Genomic DNA, 25,578 nt, shown 5'->3' on the forward strand with positions numbered 1-25,578 from the left:
GGGGAGGGGGACGGGCGGGCGGAGGCGGTGCCGGGGGCGGCGGACACCGACACCGTCGCGGTCACGGTCACCTGCGGCGCGGTCGACGGCCCTGCGCCGACGGAGCCCACCGTCTCGCTGCCGGGCGAGTCGTCCAGGGCGGCCAGCACGATCAGCAGCGGGATCACCGCGACCCCCAGCGCCACCGAGGCCAGCACGACCCCGCGGCGGGGCTTTCGCACGGCCGCCCGCTCCGCGCGCACCGGCTCGCGCCCGTCCCGCGCGTACGCCGTCCCGCCCCAGGGCAGCAGCCCCTCCGCGAGGGCGTCGCGGGGGGTGTCGCGCAGCGCGCACTGCTCCTCGTAGGCGGTCGCGCAGTGCGGGCAGCGGGCGCGGTGGGCGTCGAGGTCGGGGCTGTGCCGCGCGCCGTCCGCCCGCACGGACTCCTCGATCAGCCGGCGGAAGTCCCCGCAGCGCGGGTCGTCCGAGGCGGCGAGCCGGAGCCGCAGACAGGCCCGGGCGAGGGCCTGGAGGGCGGATTCGGCGCCGTGGACGACGTCCTGGGGGGTCAGGCCCAGCAGCGTGGCCGTGCGCTCGGCGGACTCGCGCTCGACGACGTCGTACCAGAGCAGGCCCTGGGTGCGGGAGGGCAGCGAGCGCAGCGCGGCGAGCATCGGCGGCACCGGACCGCCGGGGCCCGTCGTGCGCAGGACGAGGAGCAGGTTCGCGTCGAGTGCGACGGCCCGGTCGTCGGCGGCCCAGCCCGCGGCCGCCTGCCCGGCGAGCAGCAGGAGACGGTGGCGCCAGGGCCCGCCGGGGTCGGCGCCGCGTGCCGTCTCCCGGGCGGCGAGGGTGAAGGCCTCGGCCGCCAGCCGTGCGGCCGCGGGTTCGCCGGTCGTGCACAGGCGGGCGTAGGCCAGGACGGCGGGCCGGTGGCGGGCGCGCAGGGCGTGCAGGGCCGGGTGGGCGGCGGCGGGCGCGGCGCGGAGCCGGTCGCTGAGGTCCGCGTCCGACGCCGTCTGCGCGTGCGCGTCGTCGTCTCCGTCGGCACGGGCCATGAAGGTCGCCTCCTCGCCGGACGCCTCGTGCGCCCGGTTGCTGACGTACTGGTCAGTCTGGGGTGAGGGCGACCCTAGTGGCGCGTGGGGCTGCGTGGGGAGGTTTCCGTGGGTAACCGAGGAGAGGCGTGCGCGGGGCGCGAGCGGAGCGTGAGAGGGGCCGTACCGGGAGCGACGGAACCCCGGGCGGACAGGCGTCCGCGCCCGGGCGATCGGTTGCGGGCCGATCGTCCGGGCGCGGACGGCGGAAGGAAGTCTGCCGGGTCCTGCTCGGGTGCCGCCGGGGTCCTGCCCGGGTCGCTCCCGGGTGCTGCCGGGGTCCTACTCCTCGACGGTCAGCGCCTTGCGCAGCCGCACGAGAGTGCGCGACAGCAGCCGCGACACGTGCATCTGCGAGATGCCGAGCTCCTCGCCGATCTCCGACTGGGTCAGACCGGCGACGAACCGGAGGGAGAGGATCTGCCGGTCGCGCGGGGCGAGGTCGGCGATCAGGGGCTTCAGGGACTCGATGTACTCGATGCCCTCGAGGCTGTTGTCCTCGTAGCCGATGCGGTGGGCGAGGGCGCCCTCCGAGTCGTCGTCCTGGGGCTGCGCGTCCAGCGAGGACGCCGTGTAGGCGTTGGACGCGGCCATGCCCTCGACGACCTCGTCCCGGGAGAGGCCGAGACGCTCGGCCAGCTCCGCGACGGTGGGCGCGCGGTCGAGCTTCTGGGCCAGTTCGTCGCCCGCCTTGGCCAGGTCGAGCCGGAGCTCCTGGAGCCGGCGCGGGACGCGCACGGACCACGACGTGTCGCGGAAGAAGCGCTTGATCTCGCCGATGATGGTGGGCATCGCGAAGGTCGGGAACTCGACGCCCCGCGAGAGTTCGAAGCGGTCGATCGCCTTGATCAGGCCGATGGTGCCGACCTGGATGATGTCCTCCATGGGCTCGCTGCGGGAGCGGAACCGGGAGGCGGCGAACTTGACCAGCGCGAGGTTCAGTTCGACGAGGGTGTTGCGCACGTACGCGTAGTCGTGCGTGCCCTCTTCGAGGGATTCGAGCCGTGCGAACAGGGTCTTGGACAGGGCCCGCGCGTCGACGGATCCGACCTCGTCGAACGGGGGGATCTCCGGGAGTCCGGCGAGGGCGTCGGTGGGGTCGACGTCCGGCACCGTGTTGCGTGCGATGGGTTCCAGATGTTCCTGGTCCGGAGGGGGTGTCGACGTCGCTCCGCGGGTATGCGGTGCGTCGAGCCGGGGTGACATGATGTCCTCCATCGTTCTCGGCGTATGGCTGCCGAAGCCAGTGAGCGCACTACGGTGTGCGGCGCCTCCAAAGCCGGCCGTGTCGGTCTGCGTGTTCCTACTAGGCCTACCTGCTTTACTTGACCGATCGCAAGTGCGCTTTGTCCGTTTATGTCTGTTTGTGTGCGATTGTTCGGGTGTTGAGGCGCGGGTCTAGGGCGTAGTGTTCGAGGGCGTCAGAAAGCAGTTCGCGACCCCAGGAGAAGAGACGGCATGGACCGCGGGACGGTCGGCAGCGCACAGTCGGGCCGGCTTCTGGTCGAGGTGCGGGAAGAGGGCCCCAGTGCCGTCGTGACCCCGGCGGGTGAGTTGGATCACCACACCGCCGATTTGTTGCGTGAGCCACTCGAGGCCTGCCTCGCCAGAGGTCGCAGTCGCCTGGTGGTCGACTGCACACGCCTGGAGTTCTGTGACTCCACCGGGCTCAACGTGCTGCTCGGAGCCCGCCTCAAGGCGGAGGCGGCCGGCGGCGCGATCCATCTTGCGGGGATGCTCCCCGTGGTGGCCCGGGTCTTCGAGATCACCGGAGCGGACGCCGTGTTCACCGTGCACGACACGGTCGAGGCGGCGCTGGCCGACGAGCGCGACGGACAGGACGAGGACGGCTGAGTTCCGCCGTCCGCCCGGAGTCGACACGACCCGGGCGAGAAACGGGGGTGTCCCGCCCGTCACGCCGGGCAGGAGACATCCTGAACCCGCACATGTCGGCGGTGGCGCCGACGCGAACGCCGTCCGGCTACGTACGACTCTGCGGAGATCCGACTCTTGAATGGTGAACCGGTCAATCGGGGAATCGGTGAGGTGAAGCGCTGATGAGCACCACCCGGCCTTACTCGCCGGGCGACCGCGGCCCGGAGCCCAGCCCGGAGCCCAGCGGCGCTTCCGGGACGTCCCACGGGGACGTACGGGGGGCTGGGACGTCCGACGGGGGCACGGCTGCCGTGGCGCCCGGGTCGCCGGGCGGCCGTCAGGTACGCCGGCTGAGCTTCGACGACGCCAGCGGCGTCGTTCCGCTCGCCCGCGACTTCGCCCGCCAGGCCCTCTACGCGTGGGGCTGGCTGCCGGCCGCCACCGCCGACCGGCGGGCCGCCGCCGAGGACGTGCTGCTCGTCGTCTCCGAGCTGGTCACCAACGCGTGCCTGCACGCCGAGGGGCCGGACGCGATGGTCCTGGGCTGCGACAACAAGGTGATCCGCGTCGAGGTCTCGGACCGCGGCACGGGCCAGCCGGCGCCCCGCACCCCGCACCGCGCGGGACGCCCCGGCGGCCACGGCATGTTCATCGTCCAGCGCCTCTGCCTGGACTGGGGCGTCATGCGCGCCCAGGGCGTCGCCGGGAAGACGGTCTGGGCGGAACTGGGCGCCCCGGCCTGACGGCCCCCGCACGTCCCACACCGGGCCGGCCGGCCGCCGACCCTGCAGGCCGACCTGCCCGGCAGGCCTGCGGCGACCGCCGAGCGCGGCGCACGACGGCGCACGACCACGCGATCCGCCGGGCACCTGGGACCGGGGCATGGCTCGCCGGTCGCCGGACGCGGCGGCCCACCGACCGCCGGACGCGGTGCCTCGCCGACTGCCGCATGCGTCGCTCGCCGCTCGCCTCCTCGCGGCTCGCCGGACGGTGAACCGTCCGGGTCGCCTTGTGGCCGCGCCCCCGGCGTTCGGGTCTGTGCCGGCCTCGGGGGCGGCTTCCCTCCGACGCCTGACGCCTAACGCCTGCCGCCGATACATGACGCCTGACCCCTGATGTCCGACGACGGCGGAGCAGGCCTCCTCGTCGTAGTCCCGTCGCAGTCCCGTCATAGCCCCGTCGGAGCCCGGACGCGGTCGCGTCGACGTCCGTGCGCGCGGTCGCTGCCGGGGTGCGGCGCGCGCTCGTCCTCGGGGCCCTGCGCGCTGCGACCGCCGAGCTTCGGCGGCCGGTTGCGGGGGTTCGTGCCGGTCAGGTCGGGGGGCCGGATCGTCACAACTCCGGCCCGTGCCTTCTCTTCCCTCCTCATCGCCCCGGGCGTACCTTGACGGCTCAATCTGATGCCTCGTCAGTAAGGCGGGGCGGTGGGAGTGAGGGGACGGGACCGTGTCGAACCGGAAGCGAACCGCCGTGCTCGCGACTGCCGCGGCCCTGGCCGGCTCGGCGGTGCTGACGGCCGCCCCGGCGGCCATGGCCGAGGTCGTCAACGTCAACTACGGCTGCAAGACCCCCATCGGGGACAAGAGCGCCGTCTCGCCGATCGACATCAAGGGCGTCAAGAGCGGCGACGGATACCGGATCACGATGTCCTGGCAGAAGGGCGTCTCCTCCAGCCCCGTCGAGCTCGGCGCGGGATCCATGAAGCCGAGCGCGACCATCAAGCTGGGCGGCGCCGACAGCGGCACCCTGAACGTGTCGGGCCCCGCCAACCAGGCCGCGATCCCCGCGAACACCCCCATCAAGATCAACGATCTGAGCGGCACGTACACCCCGAGGAAGAGCGGCAAGGTCACCTTCACGGCGGGCGTGCTGACCATCAAGGCGCTCGGCACCACCACCACCTGCACCCCGAGCAACACCCCCGGACCCTCCCTCACCCTCGACGTGACCGCGCAGGGCGGCGGCACCGGCGGGGGCTCGACGGGCGGCGGCACGAGTGGGGGCTCGGGCGGGAGCTCGACCGGCGGCGCCGCGAGCGACGGCGGTTCCGGCGGGCAGCTCCCGCAGACCGGCCCCGAGGACTCCGCGCTCGCGCTCGGCACCCTCGGCGGCACGGTGCTGCTCGCGGGCGCGGCGGGCGCCCTGTGGCTGTCCAGGCGCAACCCACCGGCGCGCGCCCGCCGCTGACCGACCCCGGAGCGCTGGAGCCGCCGATGCCGTACGCCACCGCCCGCGTCCTGCTGCTGTCCCTGCCGCTGCTGTCCCCGGCGTTGCCGTCCGGCCTGCCGGACGCCGGTCCGGTCGGCTGGTCGGTCGGCTGGTCGGCCGCGCCCTCCGGCGCGGGACGGCCGTCGTTCTACGCGGAGGGCCCGCCGGGGACGGCCCTGCGGGACACGGTCGCCGTGACCAACCGGGGGACCCGCCCGCTCTCCGTGCGGCTGCGCGCGTCCGGCGCCGGTCTGCGGGTCGTCTTCGCCGCGACCGTCCTCGACGTTCCCGCCCGCACCCGCGCCGAGGTGCCCTTCACGGTGACGGTCGCGGCGGACGCCCGGCCCGGCGACCGGGTGGGCCGGATCGTGGTGCGCGACTCGGCCGGACGGGAGAGCGGCGTCCGGCTGCTGGTCCGGACCGGCGGTCCGCGGCTGGCCGCGCTGACCGTCGAGCACGTGGCCGTGCACGGCCACCGCATCGCCTATGAACTGGTCAACCGCGGCACCACGGACCTCGTCCCCCGCCTCGCCGTGCACGCGGACGGCGTCCTGGGCGTCGTCCTGGACCGCGGCCCGCGCCTCCTGCCCGTACGTCTGCCGCCGGGCCGCCGGCTCGCGCTGTCCGAGCCCTGGCCCGACCCTCCGGCCCTGGACGCCGTCACCGTGCGGCTGACGGTCACCGCGCCCGGCGCGGCACAGGCCACCGGGCGGGCGTCCGCGCGGTTCGTGTCGCCGGGCGCGGCGGCGGGAGCGGCGGTCGCCGCGCTGTCGGCCGCGGCCGCCGCGGTGGCCCTGCGACGCCGGCGCCGAGGCCGAAGCGGGCGCCGGCCGGCCACCGCCGACGCCGGGCCGAGGGGAGCGCTGACGTGAGAGGCGTGTCGCGGAGACCGGCGACGGCGCCGCTCCTGCTGCTTCCGTTCCTGCTCCTGCTGCTGTCCCTGACGCCGACGGCGACCCCGGCCGCGGCCGCCGACCGGCCGACGGTGAAGGTGTCCGCGGCGCAGGCCGGCACGGGCGGTTCGGTCACCGTGAGCGGCAGCGGCTGGCGGCCGCGCACGCTGGTGATGCTGCTGGTCTGCGGGCAGGCGACGCCGGCCCGGGGCGTGATCGGCGGCACCAACTCCTGCGCCAACGCCGACGGGCGCGCCGTCACCACCGACGCCGACGGCCGCTTCAGCAAGGCGCTGCCGGTGGCCGAGCCCCCGGCGCCCTGCCCCTGCGTGGTGCACGTGGCCAGCGCCACCGGTACGAAGGAGCAGGCCGACGCGGCGTTCCAGGTGGCCGGGCACCCGGTCCGGCCGCTGCCCGCGCAGACCGGCGGCGGACGTCTGTCCGTGCTCACCGACACCCGGCTCGACGGCTCCTCGGGCCTGCTGACCTGGTTCGGGGCCCCGCCCGCGCGCACGCTGACGTTCACCGTGGGCAACGTCGGCACCGGAGAGGTGAAGGACCCCGTCTTCCAGGTCGGCGCAGCGCACGGGGTGTTCGCCCCGCAGTGGGACGAGCGGCAGTGGCGCGGCACGATCCGCCCCGGCGGGAAGGCCCGGGTGGAACTGCCCGTCGAACTGGCCGCGGGCGCCCACGGCGACTACACGGTGTCCCTGAAGTACGGCGGGAAGGTCCTCGCCGAGCAGCCGTGGGGCGTGGGCCGCCCGTGGGGCGTGACCCTGTTCTGGATCCTGCTCGCCCTGGTGGTCCCGGCGGCGGTGTTCCGCGTCGGGCTGGCGGTGGTGGACCGGGTGCGCCCGCGTCCCGCGGCGAGGGGCGCGTCGCGGACCCCCCGGCACGGGCGGCGGACGGCCGGCCGGGCGTCGCGGGACGGGTCCCCGGCGGCCGCGACCACGACCCTGCCGTGGTTCGCCCCCGACAGCGGCCCCGGCGCCGGCCCGGGTTCGACGGCACGCCTCCCCGCCCTGCGGGACGACCGCCCCTCGAACCCCGCGACCCCGGCCACGGCGACCGGTCCGGCCCCGACGGCTCCCGTGGACCCGACGGCTCCCACCGGCCTGGCGGCTCCCGTGGACGCGGCGGCTCCCAGGCCCTCGACGTCTGCCTCGGGCCCGCTCGCGTCCCCGGCATCCGACCGCCCCCACCCGCCGGACCGCACCCGCCCGCCCGACCGTCCTCACCGGTCTCCCGGGGCCGGCGACTCCCCTCAACCCCACGACTCCGGCAGGAAGGGATCCACGTGAGCGAGAGAGCCATGCCACCCGAACGGGCCCCCGCGCGCAGGCGGGCGGTGGCCGCGGGCGCTGCCGTCATGCTGGCCGGGGCGGCTGTCCTGCTGGGCGTGACCGCAGGTCAGGCGCAGGCCGCCGAGGTGTCGTACGCCACCAAGTGCGTGCCGCCCTCGGGCATCGGCCTGCCCGACGTCAACGGGACCACGAAGGTCGAGATCACCGCGCCGGCCACCGCGAAGGTCGGCGACACCGTCGACGTCGTCTGGAAGTTCACGCAGGCCGCGTCGAAGAATCCCGACATCATCGATCTGCCGGCGAACTCCGTGCAGCCGTCCGGCACCCTCAAGGCGGCCGGCGCGCAGAGCGCCGACATCGCGATGCAGGGGCCGCGCGAGAACCCGGCGATCCCCAAGGGCGGCGCGATGACGCTGTCCGACATGAAGGGCTCGCTGAAGCTGACGGCGGCCGGGCAGGTGACGCTGACGCCGGACGCGTACGTCGTCAACGCGCTGTCGACGGACACGCGCTGCACGCCCACCCAGGCCGTGCAGCCCTCGGCGACCATCACGGTCACGGCCGGCGGCGGGAGTTCGGGCTCGTCCAGCGGCAGCCCCTCGCAGAGCGCGTCGTCGACGCCGTCGGGGACGCCGTCCGCGTCGTCGTCGGCCACCCCGACCTCGTCACCGACCGGCGGGTCCGGGCGGACGGACTTCACCGGCAAGGTCGTCGACATCCCCTACACCTGCCAGTCGCCCATCGGCGAGAAGCGGGCGACGTCGCCGGTGCAGATCAACGCGAAGAAGGGCGGCGGGAGTTACGGCCTGACCGTGCAGTTCAAGAAGTCGGTCATGAACAGCCCGATCGACATCCCGGCCCACTCCGTGAAGCCGTCGATGCAGGTCACCCTGGGCGGCTCCGACAAGGGCTCGGTCAAGGTGACCGGCCCGACCAACGCGGCCCCCGTCAAGCAGGGCGCCCCGATCGAGATCCCCGACCTGACCGGCACGTACAAGCCCGGCGCGACCGGTGAGTCCACGCTCTCGCCGGGCGTCCTCGTCATCGAGGCCCTCGGCACGACGACCACGTGCACCCCGGACAGCACGGCGGTCTCCCTGACGCTGAACACCGAGGAGCAGGCCGGTGGCGCCTCGGGCGGCGGCGGTTCGTCGTCCTCGTCCTCGTCCTCCGGCGGCGCCGCCACGGGAGGCGGCGGTCTCGCGGAGACGGGCTCCGGCGACCACGGGGCGCTGAAGGCCCTGGGCCTGGTCGCGGGCACGGCGGTGCTGCTGGGCGGGGCGGTGTTCACGTTCCTGCCGGGGCGACGGCGCCTGCGGTGAGGGCGCACCTCAGATCTTGCTCAGAACGGCGCTGATCGTTTGCTTCCAAGATCATCGCTCGCATACCGTCCGGATGTTCGCGTAAGCGATCGAGCAACGGACATGCCCGCGAGGCAAAGAGGCAGTTGAAACATTGACCATCACGCCCGATGCCTCGCGGAGGGAAGAGGAGCAAATGATCTGGGGGAAGAAGGCGGCGGGCGGCGCGCTCGCCGCCGTCCTCATGGCGGCCGGCGCCGGACTGGCGACGGCGGCGCCGGCCGAGGCGGCCGCGGCCAGGTACAGGTGCAAGGCCGAGGTGCACCTCGACCTCGGCCGGCCGAAGGCGACGTCCTCGTGCAAGAAGTCCGCCTCGGGCAAGAAGGTGGGCAAGCACCGCGTGAAGCTGGTGTGCGACGTGGTGCGCGGCCGGGGCACCCCGCACGAGATCCCGTGGGTCCTGTTCGGGCCGTGGGTGAAGCCGGGGCAGAAGTCCACCGTCATGTGCGGCTTCAGCAGCTTCACGAGGTCCTGGTCGGTCGAGACCAGGTCCTGACGCCGGGGCCCGCGGCGCGGCCTCGCGGCGGCGCCCGAAGGGGCTCGCGCGAAAGCCGTCCCGCACGAGACAGGGGCCGCCGCACCGGGATGGTGCGGCGGCCCCTGCTTGCTGTGACGGACCGTCAGTGGACGTCGCCCATCAGCGACTTGACCTTGCGGCGGTACATCCACACGGCGAATCCGGCGAGGGCCGCGAGGAGCGCCTCCCCGAAGACGGCGCCCGTGCCGCCGAGGTCGACGCCGGCGATGGCGGGGTTGGACAGCAGGCTGGTGATGGAGTCGCCCGCGGTGACCGCGAGGAACCACACGCCCATCATCTGGCTGGCGTACTTGGCCGGGGCCATCTTCGTGGTCACCGACAGGCCGACCGGCGACAGGCACAACTCACCGACGGTCTGGATGAAGTAGATGCCCACCAGCCACATCGGGCTGACCGCGGTGCCGTTGGCCGCCATGGCCAGCGGGACCAGGAAGAAGAAGAACGACACGCCGACCAGGACGAGGCCCATCGAGAACTTCACGATGGTGCTCGGCTCCTTGCCGCGCCGGTTCAGCCACACCCAGACCCAGGCGAAGACCGGGGCGAGCGCCATGATGAACAGCGGGTTCAGCGACTGGTACCAGGAGGACGGGAAGTCGAAGCCCAGCAGGGAGCCGGAGGCCTTGCCCTCGCCGAAGGCCTGGACCGTGGACGCGCCCTGGTCGTAGATCATCCAGAAGACGGCGGCCGCGACGAAGAACCAGATGTAGCCCGTCATCTTCGACTGCTCGACGGACGAGAGCTCCTTGTCGCGCTTGATGCGCATCAGCACGCCCGCCGGGATGACCAGACCGATGACCGTGAGCGGGATCATCGCCCAGTTCAGCGTGAAGTGGCCGGTGAACCCGACGACGCCGTAGAAGACGGTCGCGGCGATCAGCCAGAGCAGGCCCTTGCGCAGCCAGGCCGACCGCTCCTCGGCCGCCAGCGGCTTGGGGACGACGTCGCTGCGCGGGCTCAGGTTGCGGGTGCCGAGCAGGAAGGTGGTGAGGCCGATCGCCATGCCGACCGCGGCCAGGCCGAAGCCGAGGTGCCAGTTGACCTCCTGGCCGACCGTGCCGATGACCAGCGGGGCGAAGAAGGCGCCCGCGTTGATGCCCATGTAGAAGATGGTGAAGCCGCCGTCGCGGCGCGGGTCCTCGGGGCCTTCGTAGAGGTGGCCCACCATCGTGGAGATGTTGGCCTTGAGCAGGCCCGAACCGGCCGCGACCAGCGCCAGGCCCGCGAAGAACGGCGCCTGGCCGCCGGGCAGCGCCAGCACGAGGTGACCGGCCATGATCGTCACGGCGGCGATGGCGACCGTCTTGCGGGGGCCCCAGACGCGGTCGCCCAGCCAGCCGCCCGGCATGGCGAGCAGATAGACCATCGCCGAGTAGACGGAGACGATCACCGTGGTGGTGGCCACGTCCATCGCCAGACCGCCGCCCATGCTCCCCTTGCCGGCGCCGGGGCCGCCGGAGAGCAGGTAGACGGTGAGCAGAGCCTTCATGCCGTAGTAGGAGAATCGCTCCCACATCTCGGTCATGAAGAGAGTGGCCAGTCCGCGGGGGTGGCCGAAGAAGGTCTTCCCGGAGCCGGGGGTGTCCGGGCGGACCGAGTCCTTCGTCAGGCTGGACGCCATGTCGTTCCTTGCTTCTCGGGACGCGCTGCGCTCACGCGGTGCGCGCCCGGTGGGGGGCGGCCGGCACCGGCGGACCGCCTCGCCCACCCCTACGCCCGGGGGGAGTCCGCTCCGGGTCTCGAAGCGGTGGACGGCGGTCACCGGGATCCACGCCCCCTCGCGTCGGGGGCCCGGCCACAGGTCATTCCTTTCGGGGCCGGCGGGAACCGGCCCGCACACAAAAGAGACCCTCGGCGTCAAGCGGACCGCCAAAGGTCCCTGTGTACTACAGGCGTTCTTTCACCATACGGCAGCACAACGCCGGATATGGAAGGACTTGAGACGCGGATCACAGGTGATCATGGAACCCTGGCGCCGTTTTGAAGGTCCGTATCATCCTCCCATCCACCGACCGCAGGTCCGTACCAAGATCGGCGGCGGGCCGGACCTCCGCCGGGGTCCCGGCTGTCCGGCATGTCCCCAGGTAAGAAACAGCGTCGACGATCACACTTCGGCCCCCGCCCGCGCGGACTACCATCAGCCCATGACCCGTGTACTGCTCGCCGAGGACGACGCGTCCATCTCGGAGCCGCTGGCCCGCGCCCTGCGCCGGGAAGGCTACGAGGTCGAGGTGCGCGAGGACGGCCCCACCGCACTCGACGCCGGAATGCAGGGCGGCGTCGACCTGGTCGTCCTGGACCTCGGTCTGCCCGGCATGGACGGCCTGGAAGTCGCCCGCCGGCTGCGCTCCGAGGGCCACGCCATTCCGATCCTCATCCTGACCGCGCGCGCCGACGAGGTGGACACCGTCGTCGGTCTGGACGCGGGCGCCGACGACTACGTCACCAAGCCCTTCCGGCTGGCGGAACTGCTCGCGCGGGTCCGGGCCCTGCTGCGGCGCGGCGCGTCCGAGCCCCAGCAGCCGCCCGCCACGCACGGGGTGCGCATCGACGTCGAGTCGCACCGCGCCTGGATGGGCGACGAGGAACTCCAGCTCACCGCCAAGGAGTTCGACCTGCTGAGGGTCCTGGTGCGCGACGCCGGCCGGGTCGTCACCCGCGACCAGCTGATGCGCGAGGTCTGGGACACCACCTGGTGGTCGTCGACCAAGACCCTCGACATGCACATCTCCTGGCTGCGCAAGAAGCTCGGCGACGACGCGGCCAACCCCCGCTACATCGCCACGGTGCGCGGCGTGGGCTTCCGCTTCGAGAAGAGCTGACCGCAGCCCTTCCGGGGGCGCCCGGTCGGGCGGTGCGCGCCGCCGGCCGCGGGCCGGTGGGGCTCCTCACGCGGTTCCCCGCGCTCCCGGGCGGGTCCCGCCGCACCGCGTTCGTGAAGTCACCGTCCGGAGGGGCCCGTGCGCCGCCGTCTGATCCAGTCCACCCTCGCCGTCGTGCTCGTCGTCATCGCCGTGTTCGGGGTCTCCCTCGTCATCGTCGAGACCCGCACGATCAGCAACAGCGCCCAGGAACGGGTCGACTCCGAGGCGCTGCGGCTGGCCAGCATCGTGGACAGCCGGCTGGTCGGCGCGGAGGACGTCACCGCCGAGATACTGCGCGACCAGGTCACCCAGGACCGTTACGCCGAGATCCGGATCCCCGGCCGGCCGGTCATCGAGGTCGGCGTCAAGCCCGAGGGCGACGTCATCCGCTCCACGGCCAAGGGCGAGGAGGGCGAGAGCGTCCTCGTCCAGGAGCCGCGCTCCACGGTGACCCGCGAGGTCGGCCGCACCCTGCTCATCATCGCCCTGGTGGCGCTGCTCGCCGTGGTCGCGGCGGTGCTGCTGGCCATCCGCCAGGCGAACCGCCTCGCCTCGCCCCTCACCGACCTGGCGGAGACCGCCGAACGCCTGGGCTCCGGCGACCCGCGCCCCCGCCACAAGCGCTACGCCGTCCCCGAACTGGACCGGGTGGCCGACGTCCTCGACTCCTCCGCCGAGCGCATCGCGCGCATGCTCACCGCCGAACGCCGGCTGGCGGCGGACGCCTCCCACCAGCTGCGCACCCCCCTGACCGCGCTGTCCATGCGGCTGGAGGAGATCACCCTCACCGACGACCCGGACACGGTGAAGGAGGAGGCGACGATCGCGCTGACGCAGGTGGAGCGGCTCACGGACGTCGTGGAGCGCCTCCTGACCAACGCCCGGGACCCGCGCACCGGCTCCGCGGTCACCTTCGACCTCGACGAGGTCATCCAGCAGCAGCTCGCCGAGTGGCGTCCGGCCTACCGGGGCGTGGGCCGGGCCATCGTCAGCTCCGGCAAGCGCCATCTGCGGGCCGTGGGCACGCCCGGCGCGGTCGCCCAGGTGCTGGCCGCGCTGATCGAGAACTCGCTGATGCACGGCGGCGGCACGGTCGCGCTGCGCACCCGCGTCACCGGCAACCAGGCCGTGGTCGAGGTGACCGACGAGGGCCCCGGCGTCCCCGCCGACCTGGGCGCCCGCATCTTCGAGCGGACGATCAGCGGCCGCAACTCCACGGGCATCGGCCTGGCGGTCGCCCGCGACCTGGCCGAGGCGGACGGCGGCCGGCTGGAGATGCTCCAGGCCCAGCCGCCGGTCTTCGGTCTGTTCCTGTCCCGCACGGCGCCGCAGAAGCGCACGGCGCAGGACGAGGGGCCCACGGTCCGCTGAGCGCCGCCCGGCGGCAGCTCAGCTCACGCGCTGCGTGGCCTTGGGCTCCGGCCGCCGGGCCTGCTCCGCCACCGCCAGCAGGGCCTCGGCGTCGGCCACGGCCTCCTTCGCGGGCAGCGTACGGAACACCCACGTGCGGTACGACCAGAACCGGAACAGCGTCGCGATGCCGATCCCGAGGAACTTGAACACGTTGCTCTGCAACGGGCTGTCCCAGCCGCACCAGTAGGTCGCCGCGTACAGCAGACCGTTCTCGATCACCAGGCCCACCGCGCTGAACAGCAGGAACAGCGTCAGTTCCTTGGTGCGCCCGCTCTTCTCGCGGTCACGGTAGGTGAAGTAGCGGAACCCCACGTAGTTGAAGGCGATCGCCACCACCGTCGCGATGACGCTGGCCCGCACCACCTGCAGGTCGGTGAGATGCCGGACGGCGTTGAACACACCGAGGTTCACCAGCAGGCCCGCTCCGCCCACGGCTCCGAACCTGGCCAGCTCACGGATGAGCCTCTTCAGCCCCGAGGAACCATGTGCCATGGTCGTACAGGCCCCCGTCCGGGATTCGGTTTCGTCAACCCAGCCATGCTAACCACCACTCTTCCCGGTTTCCTGTGGTCGGGCTCACGGGTCGGCCGCCGGCGGCCGAGATGCGGGGAAACAGCGGGTATGAGGCCGGAAAGCCGGAGGTAAGAGGCACCGGATCCGGCCGGGTGGCGTGGCCGATACCCTGGGGGCGTGACGTTCCCGGTAGTCGGCATGGTCGGCGGGGGGCAGCTCGCTCGTATGACACACGAGGCGGGCATCCCGCTCGGCATCAGGTTCAAGCTCCTCAGTGACACCCCACTGGATTCCGCGGCGCAGGTCGTGAGCGATGTCGTCATCGGCGACTACCGCGATCTCGACACGCTGCGCGAGTTCGCGCGCGGGTGCGATGTGATCACCTTCGATCACGAACACGTGCCCACCGAGCACCTCCGGGTGCTGGAGGCGGACGGCATCCCCGTGCGCCCCGGCCCGGACGCGCTCGTGCACGCCCAGGACAAGGGCGTGATGCGGGCCCGGCTCGACGCGCTCGGCGTGCCGTGCCCGAGGCACCGCATCGTGAGCGACCCGGCGGACGTCGCCGCGTTCGCGGCGGAGGGGGAGGGCTTCCCGGTCGTCCTGAAGACCGTCCGCGGCGGCTACGACGGCAAGGGCGTCTGGGTCGTCGACTCCGCCGAGGAGGCCGAGGACCCGTTCCGCGCGGGCGTCCCCGTCCTCGCCGAGGAGAAGGTCGACTACGTCCGCGAGCTCGCCGCGAACGTCGTGCGCTCCCCGCACGGCCAGGCGGTCGCCTACCCCGTCGTCGAGTCGCGCCAGGTCGGCGGCGTCTGCGACACGGTGATCGCGCCCGCCCCCGGCCTCGACGAGTCGCTGGCGCTCGAGGCCGAGCGGATGGCCCTGAACATCGCCAAGGAACTCGACGTCGTGGGCCACCTCGCGGTCGAGCTGTTCCAGACCCGCGACGGCCGCATCCTCGTCAACGAGCTGGCGATGCGCCCGCACAACTCGGGCCACTGGTCGATGGACGGCGCGATCACCTCGCAGTTCGCCAACCACGTCCGCGCCGTCCTCGACCTCCCGCTCGGCGACCCGCGCCCGCGCGCCCCGTGGACGGTCATGGTCAACGTCCTCGGCGGCGACTACCCGGACATGTACTCGGCGTACCTGCACTGCATGGCCCGCGACCCCCAGCTGAAGATCCACATGTACGGCAAGGACGTGAAGCCCGGCCGCAAGGTCGGCCACGTCAACACCTACGGCGACGACCTGGACGACGTCCTCGAACGCGCACGTCACGCAGCCGGATACCTGAGAGGCACGATCACCGAATGAGCCCTGTCGTAGGCATCGTCATGGGGTCGGACTCCGACTGGCCCGTCATGGAGGCCGCAGCCCAGGCCCTCGACGAGTTCGAGATCGCGTACGAGGTCGACGTCGTCTCGGCGCACCGCATGCCGCACGAGATGATCGCGTACGGCGAGCAGGCGGCCGGACGCGGACTCAAGGCGATCATCGCCGGCGCGGGCGGCGCGGCCCACCTGCCCGGCATGCTCGCCTCCGTGACCCCGCTGCCGGTGATCGGCGTGCCCGTCCCGCTGAAGTACCTGGACGGCATGGACAGCCTGCTGTCCATCGTGCAGATGCCGGCCGGCGTCCCCGTCGCCACGGTCTCCGTCGGCGGCGCGCGCAACGCCGGTCTGCTGGCCGCCCGCATCCTCGCCACCCACGACGAGGACCTCCTCGCCCGGATGCGCGACTTCCAGCAGGAGCTGAACGACCAGGCCACCGAGAAGGGCAAGCGCCTGCGCGCCAAGGTCGAGGGCTCGAACGGCTTCGGCTTCGGGAAGTGACGGCGCAGTGACACAGCCCACCTCGCTGGACGAGGCCCGCGCGCTGCTGCGCGAGTTCCCGGTCGTCGACGGCCACAACGACCTGCCCTGGGCGCTGCGCGAACAGGTCCGCTACGACCTCGACGCCCGCGACGTCGCCCAGGACCAGCACGCCCGCCTGCACACCGACATCCCCCGGCTGCGCGCCGGCGGCGTCGGCGCGCAGTACTGGTCCGTCTACGTGCGCGCGGACCTGCCCGACGCGGTCCCGGCGACGCTGGAGCAGATCGACTGCGTACGGCGGCTCATCGCCCGCCACCCGCGCGACCTGCACCCGGCGCTGACGGCCGCGGACATGGAGACGGCCCGCGCGCAGGGCCGCATCGCCTCGCTGATGGGCGCCGAGGGCGGCCACTCCATCGCCAACTCCCTCGGCGTGCTGCGCGGCCTGTACGGGCTCGGCGTGCGCTACATGACGCTCACCCACAACGACAACGTCGACTGGGCCGACTCCGCCACCGACGCGCCCCGGGCCGGCGGGCTGACCGCGTTCGGCCGCGAGGTCGTGCGGGAGATGAACCGCGAGGGCATGCTCGTCGACCTCTCGCACGTGGCCGCGACCACCATGCGCGACGCGCTCGACGCGAGCACGGCGCCGGTGATCTTCTCCCACTCCTCCGCGCGAGCGGTGTGCGACCACCCCCGCAACGTCCCCGACGACGTGCTGGAGCGCCTGCCCGCCAACGGCGGGATGGCGATGGTGACGTTCGTGCCGAAGTTCGTCCTCCAGGCGGCGGTCGACTGGACGGCCGCGGCCGACGACAACATGCGCGCCCACGGCTTCCACCACCTCGACACCACCCCCGAGGCGATGAAGGTCCACCGCGCCTTCGAGGAGACCCGCCCCCGCCCGGTCGCCACCGTCGCCACGGTCGCCGACCACCTCGACCACATGCGCGAGGTCGCCGGCATCGACTGCGTCGGCATCGGCGGCGACTACGACGGCACGGCCTTCACCCCCGAGGGCCTCGACGACGTCTCCGGCTACCCCCGGCTGATCGCGGAGCTGCTGGACCGCGGCTGGTCCAGGGCCGACCTCGCCAAGCTGACCTGGCAGAACGCGGTGCGGGTGCTGGGCGCGGCCGAGGACGTGGCGCGCGACCTGCGGGCGACGCGCGCGGCGTCCCACGCGACGATCGAGTCGCTGGACGGCTGACACGGGCCGTCGGGGCACACGGGCGGGCCGGCGCGAACGGCCCGCCCGTGCGCGTACCCCCGAACGCCCCGTCCACCAGGAAGCGCGCCGCCCGCCGTGCGACGGTGGCCGTACTGCTGACCGACGTACGGAGACCGTCATGGCCGACCTCCAGGACGAACTGCACGCCCTCCCCGAGGCCGGCGAGCTCCCCGACACCGCGCCGGCAGCCCCCGTCGCCCCGCCGCCCCCGGCCGCGAGCAGTGCCGGCGGGGCGGGCAGCGCGGGCAGCGCGCTGGAGCGCGCCGGGGCCCTCCTCACCGCCCATCCCGTCATCGACGGACACAGCGCCCTGCCCCGGGCGCTGAGCGACCTGCCCTGGTACGACCTGCAACTCGGCGAGAGCGGCGTCGACACGCACGTGCTGCGGCTGCGCGAAGGGCACGTGGGCGCGCTGCTGTGGTCGCTGCGGCTGCCGGAGCGTGCCGTGGGGGAGCGGGCGGTGGGCGCCACCCTGGAGCAGCTGGACCTCGTCAGGTCGGTGATCGCCGCGCATCCCGAGGGCCTGCGGCCGGCCCGCAGCGCGGGACAGGTCATCGACGCCCGCAACTGCGGCCGGATCGCCGTCGTCCTCGGGCCGGCCGACGCCGCCGCGCTCGACGACTCCCTGGGCATCCTGCGGGTGCTGCAGTCCCTCGGGCTGCGCGTCCTCACCCTGGCCGGGGCCTCGTGGGCGGGCGAGGCGGGGCTGACCCGGTTCGGCGAGGAGGTCGTGCGGGAGATGAACCGGCTCGGCGTGCTCGCCGACCTGTCCGGCGCCTCCGACGCCACGGCCGCCCGCGCCCTGGCGCTGTCCAAGACGCCGGTCCTGTGCACCCGCTCCGCCGCCCGCTCCCTGCGCGCCCACCCCGACAACCTGTCCGACGCGCTGCTCGCCGAGCTCGGCGCGGCGAAGGGGCTGTGCCTGGTGCCGTCGTCGCCCGAGCGGACCGGGCCGGACGTGCGGGACGTGGCCGACCATCTCGACCACGTCCGCGCGATCGCGGGCCCCGAGAGCGTGGGCCTGTCCGGCGCGCACGACGCGCCGACGGCCTCCGACGCCGCCCCCGATTACCCGCAGCTGATCGCCGAGCTCCTGCGCCGTGGCTGGCCGGAGTCCGACATCGCCCTGTTGACCTGGGGAAACATGCAGCGCGTCCTGCGCTCGGCCGACTTCGCGGCGCGCGCGGCACGAGAACGCCGAAAGCCGTCGACGGTCCGCATCACCGAACTGGACACGACGGACGTCTGACCCTGCCCGCGCCCGGGTGCGGCCGCCCGGGGACGCGGGGCGGCCCCGGGGTCAGCCCAGGGGCTGTTCCACACGGCACAGGCAGAACGGGTGGCCCGCCGGGTCGGCATACACCATGAAGTCCTTCGTCTCCCGGTCCTCCAGGTCCAGCGGGCGCGCCCCCAGCTTCAGCACCCGCTCGTGGGCCTCGTCCATCTCCTCCCAGGTGGCGCCGCCGTCGAGGTCGAGGTGGAGCTGCTGGGGGTTGAGGTCGGCGCGCGGCCACTCGGGCGGGGTGTAGTCCTCCACCTGCTGGAAGGCGATCCGGGGGCCGCCGGGCACGTGCAGCACGAACCAGTCGTCCACCCCGTCCTCGGCCTCGGGCGTGCCGCCGAGGACCGCCGCGTAGAACGCGGCGAGCGCGCGCGGATCGGGACAGTCGAGGACGACGGAGCGGAAGCGGGCGACGGGCGGCATGGGACCTCCTGGGCCGGACGTGTGCAGATGTGCGCCGCCGCGGCGGTCTCAGCAGCGGCACAGGCAGAACGGGTGCCCAGCGGGATCGGCGTACACACGCCAGTCACGGGAGCGGTCCGCCGTGTCCAGCGGCTTCGCGCCCAGCGCGAGCACGCCGCGTTCGGCGGTGTCGAGGTCGGTGACGGTCAGGTCGAGGTGGAACTGCTGCGACCGCTGCGATGCGGGCCACTGCGGCGGGACGAACCCGGGGGCGGCCTGGAAGGCCAGCGACCGGCCGTCGGGCGTGCGGACGTCCACCCACTCCCCGTCGCCCTCGACGGTGCCGCCCAGCACCTCGGCGTAGAACCCGGCCAGCGCGCGCGAGTCCCTGCGCGCCGCCCTGCTGGCGCACGCCGGCCACGCCCCGCACCGCGCGGTGACCCCGCTGGGCGAGCTGCTGGCGTCCGCGCCCCTCGTGGTCGCCGTCGACGAACAGGACGGCTCGGCCCGCCTCGCGCCCTCCGGCCCCGCCGGCGGCGCCCCGCTCCTCTCCCGCACGGCCGCCGCCGTCGCCCAGGCGCTCGTCGAGGGCACCTGGACCCGGCTGAAGGCCTGCGAGGCCACGACCTGCCACTGGGCGTACTACGACCGCAGCCCGGCGGGCCGGGGCCGCTGGTGCTCCATGCAGGTGTGCGGGGCGCGCGCCAAGATGCGCCGCTACCGGGCCAAGTAACCCGCCGATCGGCTCGGGGGCGGCTCGGGGGCGGTTCAGGGGTGGTTCACCGGCCGGGCCACAGCCCGGTGGTGCAGAATGCAGCAAGACGCCGGTTCGGCCGACTGAGCCTCGGCCGAACCGGCGTCGCCCGCGGCCGCTACGCGGTCGGGCGGCCCATGGCCCGGTAGGTCCAGCCCGCCTTGCGCCACAGCTGCGGGTCCAGCGCGTTGCGTCCGTCGAGCACCAGCCGGGTCGTCGCGACCTCGCCCAGCGCCGCCGGGTCCAGGTCCCGGAACTCCCGCCACTCGGTGAGGTGCAGCACGGCGTCCGCACCCCGGACGGCGTCGAGCGCCGAATCGGCGTAGCCCAGGGTCGGGAAGAGCCGGCGCGCGTTCTCCATCCCCTTCGGGTCGTACACGGTGACCTGACCGCCCTGCAGATGGATCTGCCCGGCGACGTTGAGCGCGGGGGAGTCGCGGACGTCGTCCGAGTCGGGCTTGAACGTCGCGCCCAGCACGGCGATCCGCTTGCCCAGGAACGACCCGCCCCCCAGCTCCTGCCGCGCCAGCTCGACCATCCGCCCGCGCTGGCGCATGTTCACCGAGTCGATCTCGCGCAGGAACGTCAGCGCCTGGTCCGCCCCCAGCTCGCCGGCCCGGGCCATGAACGCGCGGATGTCCTTGGGCAGACAGCCGCCCCCGAACCCGATCCCGGCCCGCAGGAACTTCGCGCCGATCCGGTCGTCGTAACCGATGGCCTCGGCCAGCTTGGCGACGTCGCCGTCGGCGGCCTCGCACACCTCCGCCATGGCGTTGATGAAGGAGATCTTGGTGGCGAGGAAGGAGTTGGCCGACGTCTTCACCAGCTCGGCCGTGGGGAAGTCGGTCACCACGAACGGGGTGCCCTCGCCGACGGGCGTCTCGTACACCTGCCGCAGCAGCGCCTCGGCCCGCTCGCTGCGCACCCCCACCACGATCCGGTCCGGGTGCAGCGTGTCCTGCACCGCGTACCCCTCGCGCAGGAACTCCGGGTTCCAGGCCAGTTCGGCGTCCTCGCCGGCCGGCGCGAGCGCGGCGATCGTGCGGGCCAGCCGGTCCGCGGAGCCCACCGGCACCGTCGACTTGCCCACCACCAGGGCCGGCCGCGCCAGGTGCGGGGCGAGGGAGGCCACCGCGGACTCGACGTACGACATGTCACAGGCGTACTCGCCGTGCTTCTGCGGCGTGTTGACGCAGACGAAGTGGACGTCGCCGAAGGCCCCCACCTCGGCCCAGTCCTGGGTGAACCGCAGCCGCCCGCTCGACCCCTCGAAACCGGCGACGTGCCGGCGCAGCAGCTCCTCGAGGCCCGGCTCGTACATGGGGGTCTCGCCGCGTTCGAGCATCTCGATCTTCTCGCGGACGACGTCGAGAGCGAGCACCTCGAAGCCCAGCTCGGCCATGGCCGCGGCGTGCGTGGCGCCGAGATAGCCGGTGCCGATCACGGTGATCTTGAGGGCCATGGATGCTCCTGGTGGGGGTTGCCGTCACTGCGCGCCCGAGCATAGTCGGGGCGTGTCGGCGCCCCCCACCGGGCAGATCACCGGAGCCGGACCCCTGTCGCCAAACTCACGTATCACTGGCATCGGCGGGACCATTAAAATTTGAGTTACTTAACGGTAATTAGCGTCGGTAAACGCAGCGTCTTTGGAGTGTGAGGACACCTTGGCCGGATCGGCTGACTTCGACCTGTACCGCCCGTCCGAGGAGCACGACATGCTCCGCGACGCCATCCGCTCCCTGTCCGAGGCGAAGATCGCGCCGTTCGCGGCGGCTGTGGACGAGGAGGCCCGCTTCCCGCAGGAGGCGCTGGACGCGCTGGTGGCGAGCGACCTGCACGCCGTGCACGTCCCCGAGGAGTACGGCGGCGCCGGCGCCGACGCCCTCGCGACGGTCATCGTGATCGAGGAGGTCGCCCGCGTCTGCGTGTCCTCCTCCCTGATCCCCGCGGTGAACAAGCTGGGCTCGCTCCCGGTGATCCTCTCCGGCTCCGAGGACCTGAAGAAGAAGTACCTGTCGCCGCTGGCGAAGGGCGACGCGATGTTCTCGTACGCCCTCTCCGAGCCGGACGCCGGATCGGACGCGGCCGGCATGAAGACGAAGGCGGTCCGCGACGGCGACCACTGGATCCTCAACGGCGTCAAGCGCTGGATCACCAACGCCGGCGTCAGCGAGTACTACACGGTCATGGCCGTGACGGACCCGTCGAAGCGCTCCAAGGGCATCTCCGCGTTCGTCGTCGAGAAGTCCGACGAGGGCGTCTCCTTCGGCGCCCCGGAGAAGAAGCTGGGCATCAAGGGCTCCCCGACCCGCGAGGTCTACTTCGACAACGTCCGCATCCCGGCCGACCGCATGATCGGCGAGGAGGGCACGGGCTTCGCGACCGCCATGAAGACCCTGGACCACACCCGCATCACGATCGCCGCGCAGGCCCTCGGCGTCGCCCAGGGCGCCTTCGACTACGCCAAGGGCTACGTCCAGGAGCGCAAGCAGTTCGGCAAGCCGATCGCCGACTTCCAGGGCATCCAGTTCATGCTCGCCGACATGGCCATGAAGATCGAGGCCGCGCGCCAGCTCACCTACGCGGCCGCGGCCAAGTCCGAGCGCCTGGACTCCGACCTCACCTTCCAGGGCGCGGCCGCCAAGTGCTTCGCCTCGGACGTGGCGATGGAGGTCACCACGGACGCCGTCCAGCTCCTCGGCGGCTACGGCTACACCCGTGACTACCCGGTCGAGCGCATGATGCGCGACGCCAAGATCACGCAGATCTACGAAGGCACGAACCAGGTCCAGCGGATCGTGATGGCCCGCAACCTGCCCTAGCTAGGGCCCCGTCGTTCGGATCATGTCGGCGGCCGAGAAGCGCAGTCCCTTTCGGCCGACCTGATCCGAACGAAAGGCCCCGGGCGCCGGGCGGGAACCCCGCGTCCCGGCGTGCGTCCCTCGCCCTCCGTCCGTTCGCCGGACGGAGGGCGAGGTGCGTGTGGTGGCCGCGGCCGTGCGGGGCCACGATGGAGTCGGGAGGTGCTCCATGGCGCGTGACGAAGGCCTGACGCTGCGCCTGCGGCGCGTGCTGCCCGCCGCGCCGCCGGCCGTCTTCCGCGCCCTGACCGATCCCACGGAGCTGGCCCGCTGGTGGGGCCCCGACGGCTTCACCGTCCCCGACGCGCGCGGTGACCCCGAACCCGGCGGGACCTACCGCATCACGATGCGGCCCCCCGAGGGGCCGGTGTTCCACCTCGCCGGGCAGTACCTCGCCGTCGATCCCCCACGGCTGCTGCGCTGCACCTTCCGCTGGGAGGAACCCGACCCCGACGACCGTGAGACGGTCGTCGCGCTGACCCTGCACGACCGCGCCGGCGACTCGACCGAGCTGGTCCTGACCCAGGAGGGCTTCGCCACCGAGCGGCGGCGCGCGCTGCACGAGGAGGGCTGGCGCGAGGCCCTCGGCAAGCTGGCGGCCCTGCTCGCGCCCACGGCCTGACCGGCGGCGGCACGCGGGCGCGCGCTCACCCGTCGACGCCAGAGGCCGTCGAAGCGCCCGGCCTTCGACGCGGGCGCGGGCCTCAGTCGTCGAAGCCCTCCGCCACCCGGCGCTCGCGCAGCTCCATGATCGCCCGGCGGCGTGCCAGGCGGTGGGTGCGGCGGATCTGGGCCTCCTGGCAGCGGCGCTCGTCGCGCTCGGTCTCCGGCAGGACCGGCGGGACCACGCGGGGCTTGCCGTCGGCGTCGACGGCGGCGAAGACCAGGTAGGCCGAGCCGACCTGGGTCGCGGGGGCGGACTCGTTCCAGCGCTCGGCCATCACCCGCACCCCGACCTCCATCGAGGTCCGGCCGGTCCAGTTGACCTGCGCCTTGACATGGACGAGGTCGCCGACGCGGACCGGCTCCAGGAACGCCATCTCGTCCATGGACGCGGTGACGGCGGGCCCGCCGGAGTGCCGGCCGGCCACCGCGCCCGCCGCGTCGTCGACGAGCTTCATGATCACCCCGCCGTGCACCGTCCCCAGCAGGTTGGTGTCGGCGTGGGTCATGATGTGGCTGAGGGTGGTGCGGGACGCGGACGTCGGCTTGCCCGGGATGTCCGGGGTGCTGCCCGAGTCCGCCGCGGTGACCTGGTCTGTCATGTCCTCCACCTTATGCCGAGGGGGACAACCCGGGACTTTGTGTCAGCTTGGCAACAGCGCGGCCCTGATTCTCCGACGGCCCTTGTACGGCACGGTGCCCTGCCCTGCACACTGGTCCGCATGAACGATTGGCCCGAGGGATGGTCCGACAGGGACCGCGGCAACCGGTACGGCAGCGGCAGCGCCGGCGCGCAGCCCGAGAGCGCTCGCGTCATGCGGCAGGTCCGCCGCGGCCCGACCGCCCCGCCGCAGGGAGCCGGCGTCCCCCAGCAGCCGTCGTACGTCAACGGCCAGGGGCACGGCGACTACACCAACGCCCAGCAGACCGGCTACGACAGCGGCTACAGCACGGGCCAGGTCTACGGGGGCGGCGGTGACTCCGGCGGCCCCGGCGACTTCGACTCCCGCGCCCCGCGGCCCGCGCCGAACTGGCGCCGCCGCATCAAGTGGACGGCGATCAGCCTCGTCACCGTGCTCGTCGTGACGAGCGTCGCCACCTACTTCTGGGCCGACGGCAAGCTCCGCCGCGAGGTCGACCTGTCGAAGGTCATCGACCGGCCCGAGGGCGGCGACGGCACGAACTACCTGATCGTCGGCTCGGACAGCCGTGACGGCATGTCCGCCGAGGAGAAGAAGAAGCTGCACACCGGCTCCGCCGAGGGCAAGCGCACCGACTCGATGATGATCCTGCACGTCGGGTCGAACGGCGACACGCTCGTCTCGCTGCCGCGTGACTCGGACGTCGAGCTCCCGACGTTCGTCGGCTCCGAGTCGGGCAAGACGTACAAGGGGACCGGCCGGCACATCAAGCTGAACGCCGCGTACGCCACCGACGGCCCCGAGCTGCTGGTGCGCACGATCGAGTTCAACACCGGCCTGCGCATCGACCACTACGTGGAGATCGGCTTCGCCGGCTTCGCCGGCATCGTGGACGCGGTCGGCGGCGTCGAGATCACCATCGACAAGGCCTTCAAGGACAAGTACTCGGGCGCCGACTTCCAGGCGGGCAAGCAGAGGCTGAACGGCGAGGAGGCGCTCGCCTTCGTCCGCACCCGGCACGCCTTCGCCGCGTCCGACCTCCAGCGCACCAAGAACCAGCAGAAGTTCCTCGCGGCCCTCGCCCACGAGGTGGCGACCCCGGGCACGGTCCTGAACCCCTTCAAGCTCTACCCGACGATGAGCGCGGGCCTGGACTCCCTCATCGTCGACAAGGACATGGGGCTGTACGACCTGGGGTCGATGTTCTTCGCCATGAAGGGCGTCAACGGCGGCGACGGCACCTCGCTGAACATGCCGATCTCCGGCTCCACCGGCGGCAACCTCGTCTGGGACAAGACGAAGGTCAAGCAGCTGGTGAACGAGCTGAACAACGACGAGAAGGTCACCGTCACCGGCAACTGAGGCCGGTGCGGGCACAGTTCAGGGGCGTCCCCTCGGGGGCGCCCCTGGCTCGTCGCGCAGTGCTCACGTCGTGGTGCTCACACCGCGGTGCTCACATCGTGGCGCCCGCCATCGTGCGGCACATCTCGGCGCAGCGGCGACAGGACTCGGCGCAGCGCGTCATCTGGGGATCGTCCGGCATGGTCGTACACGCCTCGGCGCACATGTCACAGGCCTTGGCGCACAGGGCGCACATCTCGGCGGACATGGGCGAGCGGCGCATCATCATGTCGGCGCACATGCGGGTCGTCTCGGAGCAGTCCATGAGCGCGCGCATGATCTGCATCTGGGCCTGGCCGCCCATCTGAAGGCAGGAGCTCATGGTCTCCTCGCACAGGCTGTGGCAGGACATGCACGCCTCGACGCAGTCCTGCATCTGCCGGCTCATCGGGGTCATCGTCCCGGGCTCGGTCATGGCTCCTCCTGGGGGTCCTGGGCATGGGGGGCGGAAACGGAGCCGGGCGGGTCCCGGCGCCCG

The 25,578-nt window shown here is 73.0% G+C and carries 24 protein-coding genes and 2 pseudogenes; 17 read left to right on the forward strand and 9 right to left on the reverse strand.

The features are described 5' to 3' along the window. A partial coding sequence (locus tag KMS84_RS24660; RefSeq protein WP_256918630.1) for a ricin-type beta-trefoil lectin domain protein occupies positions 1 to 1,037 on the reverse strand: 1,037 nt, incomplete at its 3' end. A gap of 321 nt (positions 1,038 to 1,358) precedes the next feature. Continuing rightward, a complete protein-coding gene (locus tag KMS84_RS24665) occupies positions 1,359 to 2,294 on the reverse strand; it encodes an RNA polymerase sigma factor SigF (protein WP_256918631.1) in 936 nt (311 codons plus the stop codon). 240 nt (positions 2,295 to 2,534) lie between these two features. Here KMS84_RS24665 and KMS84_RS24670 point away from each other — a divergent pair, with 240 nt between their 5' ends. The 7 genes and pseudogenes from KMS84_RS24670 (at position 2,535) to KMS84_RS24700 (ending at position 9,213) form a co-directional block, all read left to right on the forward strand. Beyond that, a complete protein-coding gene (locus tag KMS84_RS24670; protein ID WP_256918632.1) occupies positions 2,535 to 2,930 on the forward strand; it encodes an STAS domain-containing protein in 396 nt (131 codons plus the stop codon). A gap of 203 nt (positions 2,931 to 3,133) precedes the next feature. After that, the gene (locus KMS84_RS24675; protein ID WP_256918634.1) at positions 3,134 to 3,694 is read left to right on the forward strand and encodes an ATP-binding protein; all 561 of its coding nucleotides are present in this window, start codon (positions 3,134 to 3,136) and stop codon (positions 3,692 to 3,694) included. A gap of 703 nt (positions 3,695 to 4,397) precedes the next feature. Continuing rightward, a complete protein-coding gene (locus KMS84_RS24680; RefSeq protein ID WP_256918635.1) occupies positions 4,398 to 5,138 on the forward strand; it encodes an LPXTG cell wall anchor domain-containing protein in 741 nt (246 codons plus the stop codon). Between the two features lie 26 nt (positions 5,139 to 5,164). Next, positions 5,165 to 6,031, forward strand: a complete 867-nt coding sequence (locus KMS84_RS24685) for a COG1361 family protein (protein WP_256918636.1) — start codon at positions 5,165 to 5,167, stop codon at positions 6,029 to 6,031. A 35-nt stretch (positions 6,032 to 6,066) separates the two neighbouring features. Beyond that, a pseudogene (locus tag KMS84_RS24690) lies at positions 6,067 to 7,110 on the forward strand (hypothetical protein); the annotation flags it as partial. Positions 7,111 to 7,421: 311 nt separating this feature from the next. Next, positions 7,422 to 8,678, forward strand: a complete 1,257-nt coding sequence (locus KMS84_RS24695; RefSeq protein WP_256918663.1) for a hypothetical protein — start codon at positions 7,422 to 7,424, stop codon at positions 8,676 to 8,678. Between the two features lie 175 nt (positions 8,679 to 8,853). Then, entirely contained in the window at positions 8,854 to 9,213 is a 360-nt protein-coding gene (locus KMS84_RS24700) for a hypothetical protein (protein WP_256918638.1), read from the forward strand. A 124-nt stretch (positions 9,214 to 9,337) separates the two neighbouring features. Here KMS84_RS24700 and KMS84_RS24705 read toward each other — a convergent pair whose 3' ends face one another. Continuing rightward, positions 9,338 to 10,876 carry a peptide MFS transporter gene (locus KMS84_RS24705; RefSeq protein ID WP_256918640.1) on the reverse strand — a complete coding sequence of 513 codons (1,539 nt, stop codon included), beginning with the start codon at positions 10,874 to 10,876 and terminating at the stop codon, positions 9,338 to 9,340. A gap of 523 nt (positions 10,877 to 11,399) precedes the next feature. On the opposite strand from KMS84_RS24705, the gene KMS84_RS24710 reads away from it, so the two are divergent. Both KMS84_RS24710 and KMS84_RS24715 read left to right on the forward strand, forming a co-directional pair. Then, positions 11,400 to 12,077 carry a response regulator transcription factor gene (locus tag KMS84_RS24710; protein WP_069768534.1) on the forward strand — a complete coding sequence of 226 codons (678 nt, stop codon included), beginning with the start codon at positions 11,400 to 11,402 and terminating at the stop codon, positions 12,075 to 12,077. A gap of 138 nt (positions 12,078 to 12,215) precedes the next feature. Continuing rightward, positions 12,216 to 13,490 carry a sensor histidine kinase gene (locus tag KMS84_RS24715; RefSeq protein ID WP_256918642.1) on the forward strand — a complete coding sequence of 425 codons (1,275 nt, stop codon included), beginning with the start codon at positions 12,216 to 12,218 and terminating at the stop codon, positions 13,488 to 13,490. 18 nt (positions 13,491 to 13,508) lie between these two features. On the opposite strand, the gene KMS84_RS24720 is transcribed toward KMS84_RS24715, so the two are convergent. Continuing rightward, positions 13,509 to 14,024, reverse strand: a complete 516-nt coding sequence (locus KMS84_RS24720; RefSeq protein WP_256918643.1) for a GtrA family protein — start codon at positions 14,022 to 14,024, stop codon at positions 13,509 to 13,511. Between the two features lie 198 nt (positions 14,025 to 14,222). On the opposite strand from KMS84_RS24720, the gene KMS84_RS24725 reads away from it, so the two are divergent. The 4 genes from KMS84_RS24725 to KMS84_RS24740 all read left to right on the forward strand — a co-directional run bounded on the left by KMS84_RS24725 (position 14,223) and on the right by KMS84_RS24740 (position 18,345). Then, positions 14,223 to 15,362, forward strand: a complete 1,140-nt coding sequence (locus KMS84_RS24725; RefSeq protein ID WP_256918645.1) for a 5-(carboxyamino)imidazole ribonucleotide synthase — start codon at positions 14,223 to 14,225, stop codon at positions 15,360 to 15,362. Continuing rightward, positions 15,359 to 15,880, forward strand: a complete 522-nt coding sequence (purE, locus tag KMS84_RS24730; protein ID WP_256918646.1) for a 5-(carboxyamino)imidazole ribonucleotide mutase — start codon at positions 15,359 to 15,361, stop codon at positions 15,878 to 15,880. The genes KMS84_RS24725 and purE overlap by 4 nt, the downstream gene beginning before the upstream one ends. 7 nt (positions 15,881 to 15,887) lie before the next feature. Next, on the forward strand, positions 15,888 to 17,075 hold the full coding sequence (locus tag KMS84_RS24735) for a dipeptidase (protein ID WP_256918647.1): 1,188 nt from the start codon (positions 15,888 to 15,890) through the stop codon (positions 17,073 to 17,075). A 139-nt stretch (positions 17,076 to 17,214) separates the two neighbouring features. Then, a complete protein-coding gene (locus KMS84_RS24740) occupies positions 17,215 to 18,345 on the forward strand; it encodes a dipeptidase (protein WP_256918648.1) in 1,131 nt (376 codons plus the stop codon). A gap of 51 nt (positions 18,346 to 18,396) precedes the next feature. Here the strand turns inward: KMS84_RS24740 and KMS84_RS24745 are convergent, their stop codons facing one another. Beyond that, the gene (locus KMS84_RS24745) at positions 18,397 to 18,801 is read right to left on the reverse strand and encodes a VOC family protein (protein WP_256918649.1); all 405 of its coding nucleotides are present in this window, start codon (positions 18,799 to 18,801) and stop codon (positions 18,397 to 18,399) included. A 48-nt stretch (positions 18,802 to 18,849) separates the two neighbouring features. After that, complete coding sequence (locus tag KMS84_RS24750) at positions 18,850 to 19,155, reverse strand: VOC family protein (protein WP_438818980.1); 306 nt, start codon at positions 19,153 to 19,155, stop codon at positions 18,850 to 18,852. Positions 19,156 to 19,159: 4 nt separating this feature from the next. On the opposite strand from KMS84_RS24750, the pseudogene KMS84_RS24755 reads away from it, so the two are divergent. Next, a pseudogene (locus tag KMS84_RS24755) lies at positions 19,160 to 19,513 on the forward strand (CGNR zinc finger domain-containing protein); the annotation flags it as partial. Positions 19,514 to 19,652: 139 nt separating this feature from the next. Here the strand turns inward: KMS84_RS24755 and KMS84_RS24760 are convergent. Further along, positions 19,653 to 20,996 (reverse strand): UDP-glucose dehydrogenase family protein, encoded by a 1,344-nt coding sequence (locus KMS84_RS24760; RefSeq protein WP_256918651.1) that lies wholly within the window; start codon positions 20,994 to 20,996, stop codon positions 19,653 to 19,655. Positions 20,997 to 21,198: 202 nt separating this feature from the next. Between KMS84_RS24760 and KMS84_RS24765 the strand changes: the two genes are divergently transcribed. Continuing rightward, on the forward strand, positions 21,199 to 22,356 hold the full coding sequence (locus KMS84_RS24765) for an acyl-CoA dehydrogenase (protein WP_256918652.1): 1,158 nt from the start codon (positions 21,199 to 21,201) through the stop codon (positions 22,354 to 22,356). Positions 22,357 to 22,564: 208 nt separating this feature from the next. After that, positions 22,565 to 23,017, forward strand: a complete 453-nt coding sequence (locus tag KMS84_RS24770) for an SRPBCC family protein (protein WP_256918653.1) — start codon at positions 22,565 to 22,567, stop codon at positions 23,015 to 23,017. 82 nt (positions 23,018 to 23,099) lie between these two features. Here KMS84_RS24770 and KMS84_RS24775 read toward each other — a convergent pair whose 3' ends face one another. Beyond that, positions 23,100 to 23,660 carry an acyl-CoA thioesterase gene (locus KMS84_RS24775; RefSeq protein ID WP_256918654.1) on the reverse strand — a complete coding sequence of 187 codons (561 nt, stop codon included), beginning with the start codon at positions 23,658 to 23,660 and terminating at the stop codon, positions 23,100 to 23,102. Positions 23,661 to 23,780: 120 nt separating this feature from the next. Between KMS84_RS24775 and KMS84_RS24780 the strand changes: the two genes are divergently transcribed. Next, positions 23,781 to 25,061, forward strand: coding sequence for an LCP family protein (locus tag KMS84_RS24780; RefSeq protein WP_256918656.1), 1,281 nt, complete (start codon positions 23,781 to 23,783; stop codon positions 25,059 to 25,061). A 91-nt stretch (positions 25,062 to 25,152) separates the two neighbouring features. Here the strand turns inward: KMS84_RS24780 and KMS84_RS24785 are convergent, their stop codons facing one another. Then, positions 25,153 to 25,515, reverse strand: coding sequence for a four-helix bundle copper-binding protein (locus KMS84_RS24785; RefSeq protein WP_256918657.1), 363 nt, complete (start codon positions 25,513 to 25,515; stop codon positions 25,153 to 25,155). Positions 25,516 to 25,578 lie beyond the last annotated feature (63 nt).

The sequence above is a fragment of the Streptomyces hilarionis genome (genome assembly GCF_024539675.1).
Lineage (GTDB): Bacteria > Actinomycetota > Actinomycetes > Streptomycetales > Streptomycetaceae > Streptomyces > Streptomyces hilarionis.

Excerpts from the sequence above, each read along its gene's own strand:
- KMS84_RS24665 (WP_256918631.1), bottom strand. The coding sequence starts at position 2,294 with ATGGAGGACATCATGTCACCCCGGCTCGACGCACCGCATACCCGCGGA.
- KMS84_RS24670 (WP_256918632.1), top strand. The coding sequence starts at position 2,535 with ATGGACCGCGGGACGGTCGGCAGCGCACAGTCGGGCCGGCTTCTGGTC.
- KMS84_RS24675 (WP_256918634.1), top strand. The coding sequence starts at position 3,134 with ATGAGCACCACCCGGCCTTACTCGCCGGGCGACCGCGGCCCGGAGCCC.
- KMS84_RS24685 (WP_256918636.1), top strand. The coding sequence starts at position 5,165 with ATGCCGTACGCCACCGCCCGCGTCCTGCTGCTGTCCCTGCCGCTGCTG.
- KMS84_RS24695 (WP_256918663.1), top strand. The coding sequence starts at position 7,422 with ATGCTGGCCGGGGCGGCTGTCCTGCTGGGCGTGACCGCAGGTCAGGCG.
- KMS84_RS24700 (WP_256918638.1), top strand. The coding sequence starts at position 8,854 with ATGATCTGGGGGAAGAAGGCGGCGGGCGGCGCGCTCGCCGCCGTCCTC.
- KMS84_RS24705 (WP_256918640.1), bottom strand. The coding sequence starts at position 10,876 with ATGGCGTCCAGCCTGACGAAGGACTCGGTCCGCCCGGACACCCCCGGC.
- KMS84_RS24710 (WP_069768534.1), top strand. The coding sequence starts at position 11,400 with ATGACCCGTGTACTGCTCGCCGAGGACGACGCGTCCATCTCGGAGCCG.
- KMS84_RS24720 (WP_256918643.1), bottom strand. The coding sequence starts at position 14,024 with ATGGCACATGGTTCCTCGGGGCTGAAGAGGCTCATCCGTGAGCTGGCC.
- purE (WP_256918646.1), top strand. The coding sequence starts at position 15,359 with ATGAGCCCTGTCGTAGGCATCGTCATGGGGTCGGACTCCGACTGGCCC.
- KMS84_RS24740 (WP_256918648.1), top strand. The coding sequence starts at position 17,215 with ATGGCCGACCTCCAGGACGAACTGCACGCCCTCCCCGAGGCCGGCGAG.
- KMS84_RS24745 (WP_256918649.1), bottom strand. The coding sequence starts at position 18,801 with ATGCCGCCCGTCGCCCGCTTCCGCTCCGTCGTCCTCGACTGTCCCGAT.
- KMS84_RS24760 (WP_256918651.1), bottom strand. The coding sequence starts at position 20,996 with ATGGCCCTCAAGATCACCGTGATCGGCACCGGCTATCTCGGCGCCACG.
- KMS84_RS24770 (WP_256918653.1), top strand. The coding sequence starts at position 22,565 with ATGGCGCGTGACGAAGGCCTGACGCTGCGCCTGCGGCGCGTGCTGCCC.
- KMS84_RS24775 (WP_256918654.1), bottom strand. The coding sequence starts at position 23,660 with ATGACAGACCAGGTCACCGCGGCGGACTCGGGCAGCACCCCGGACATC.
- KMS84_RS24780 (WP_256918656.1), top strand. The coding sequence starts at position 23,781 with ATGAACGATTGGCCCGAGGGATGGTCCGACAGGGACCGCGGCAACCGG.
- KMS84_RS24785 (WP_256918657.1), bottom strand. The coding sequence starts at position 25,515 with ATGACCGAGCCCGGGACGATGACCCCGATGAGCCGGCAGATGCAGGAC.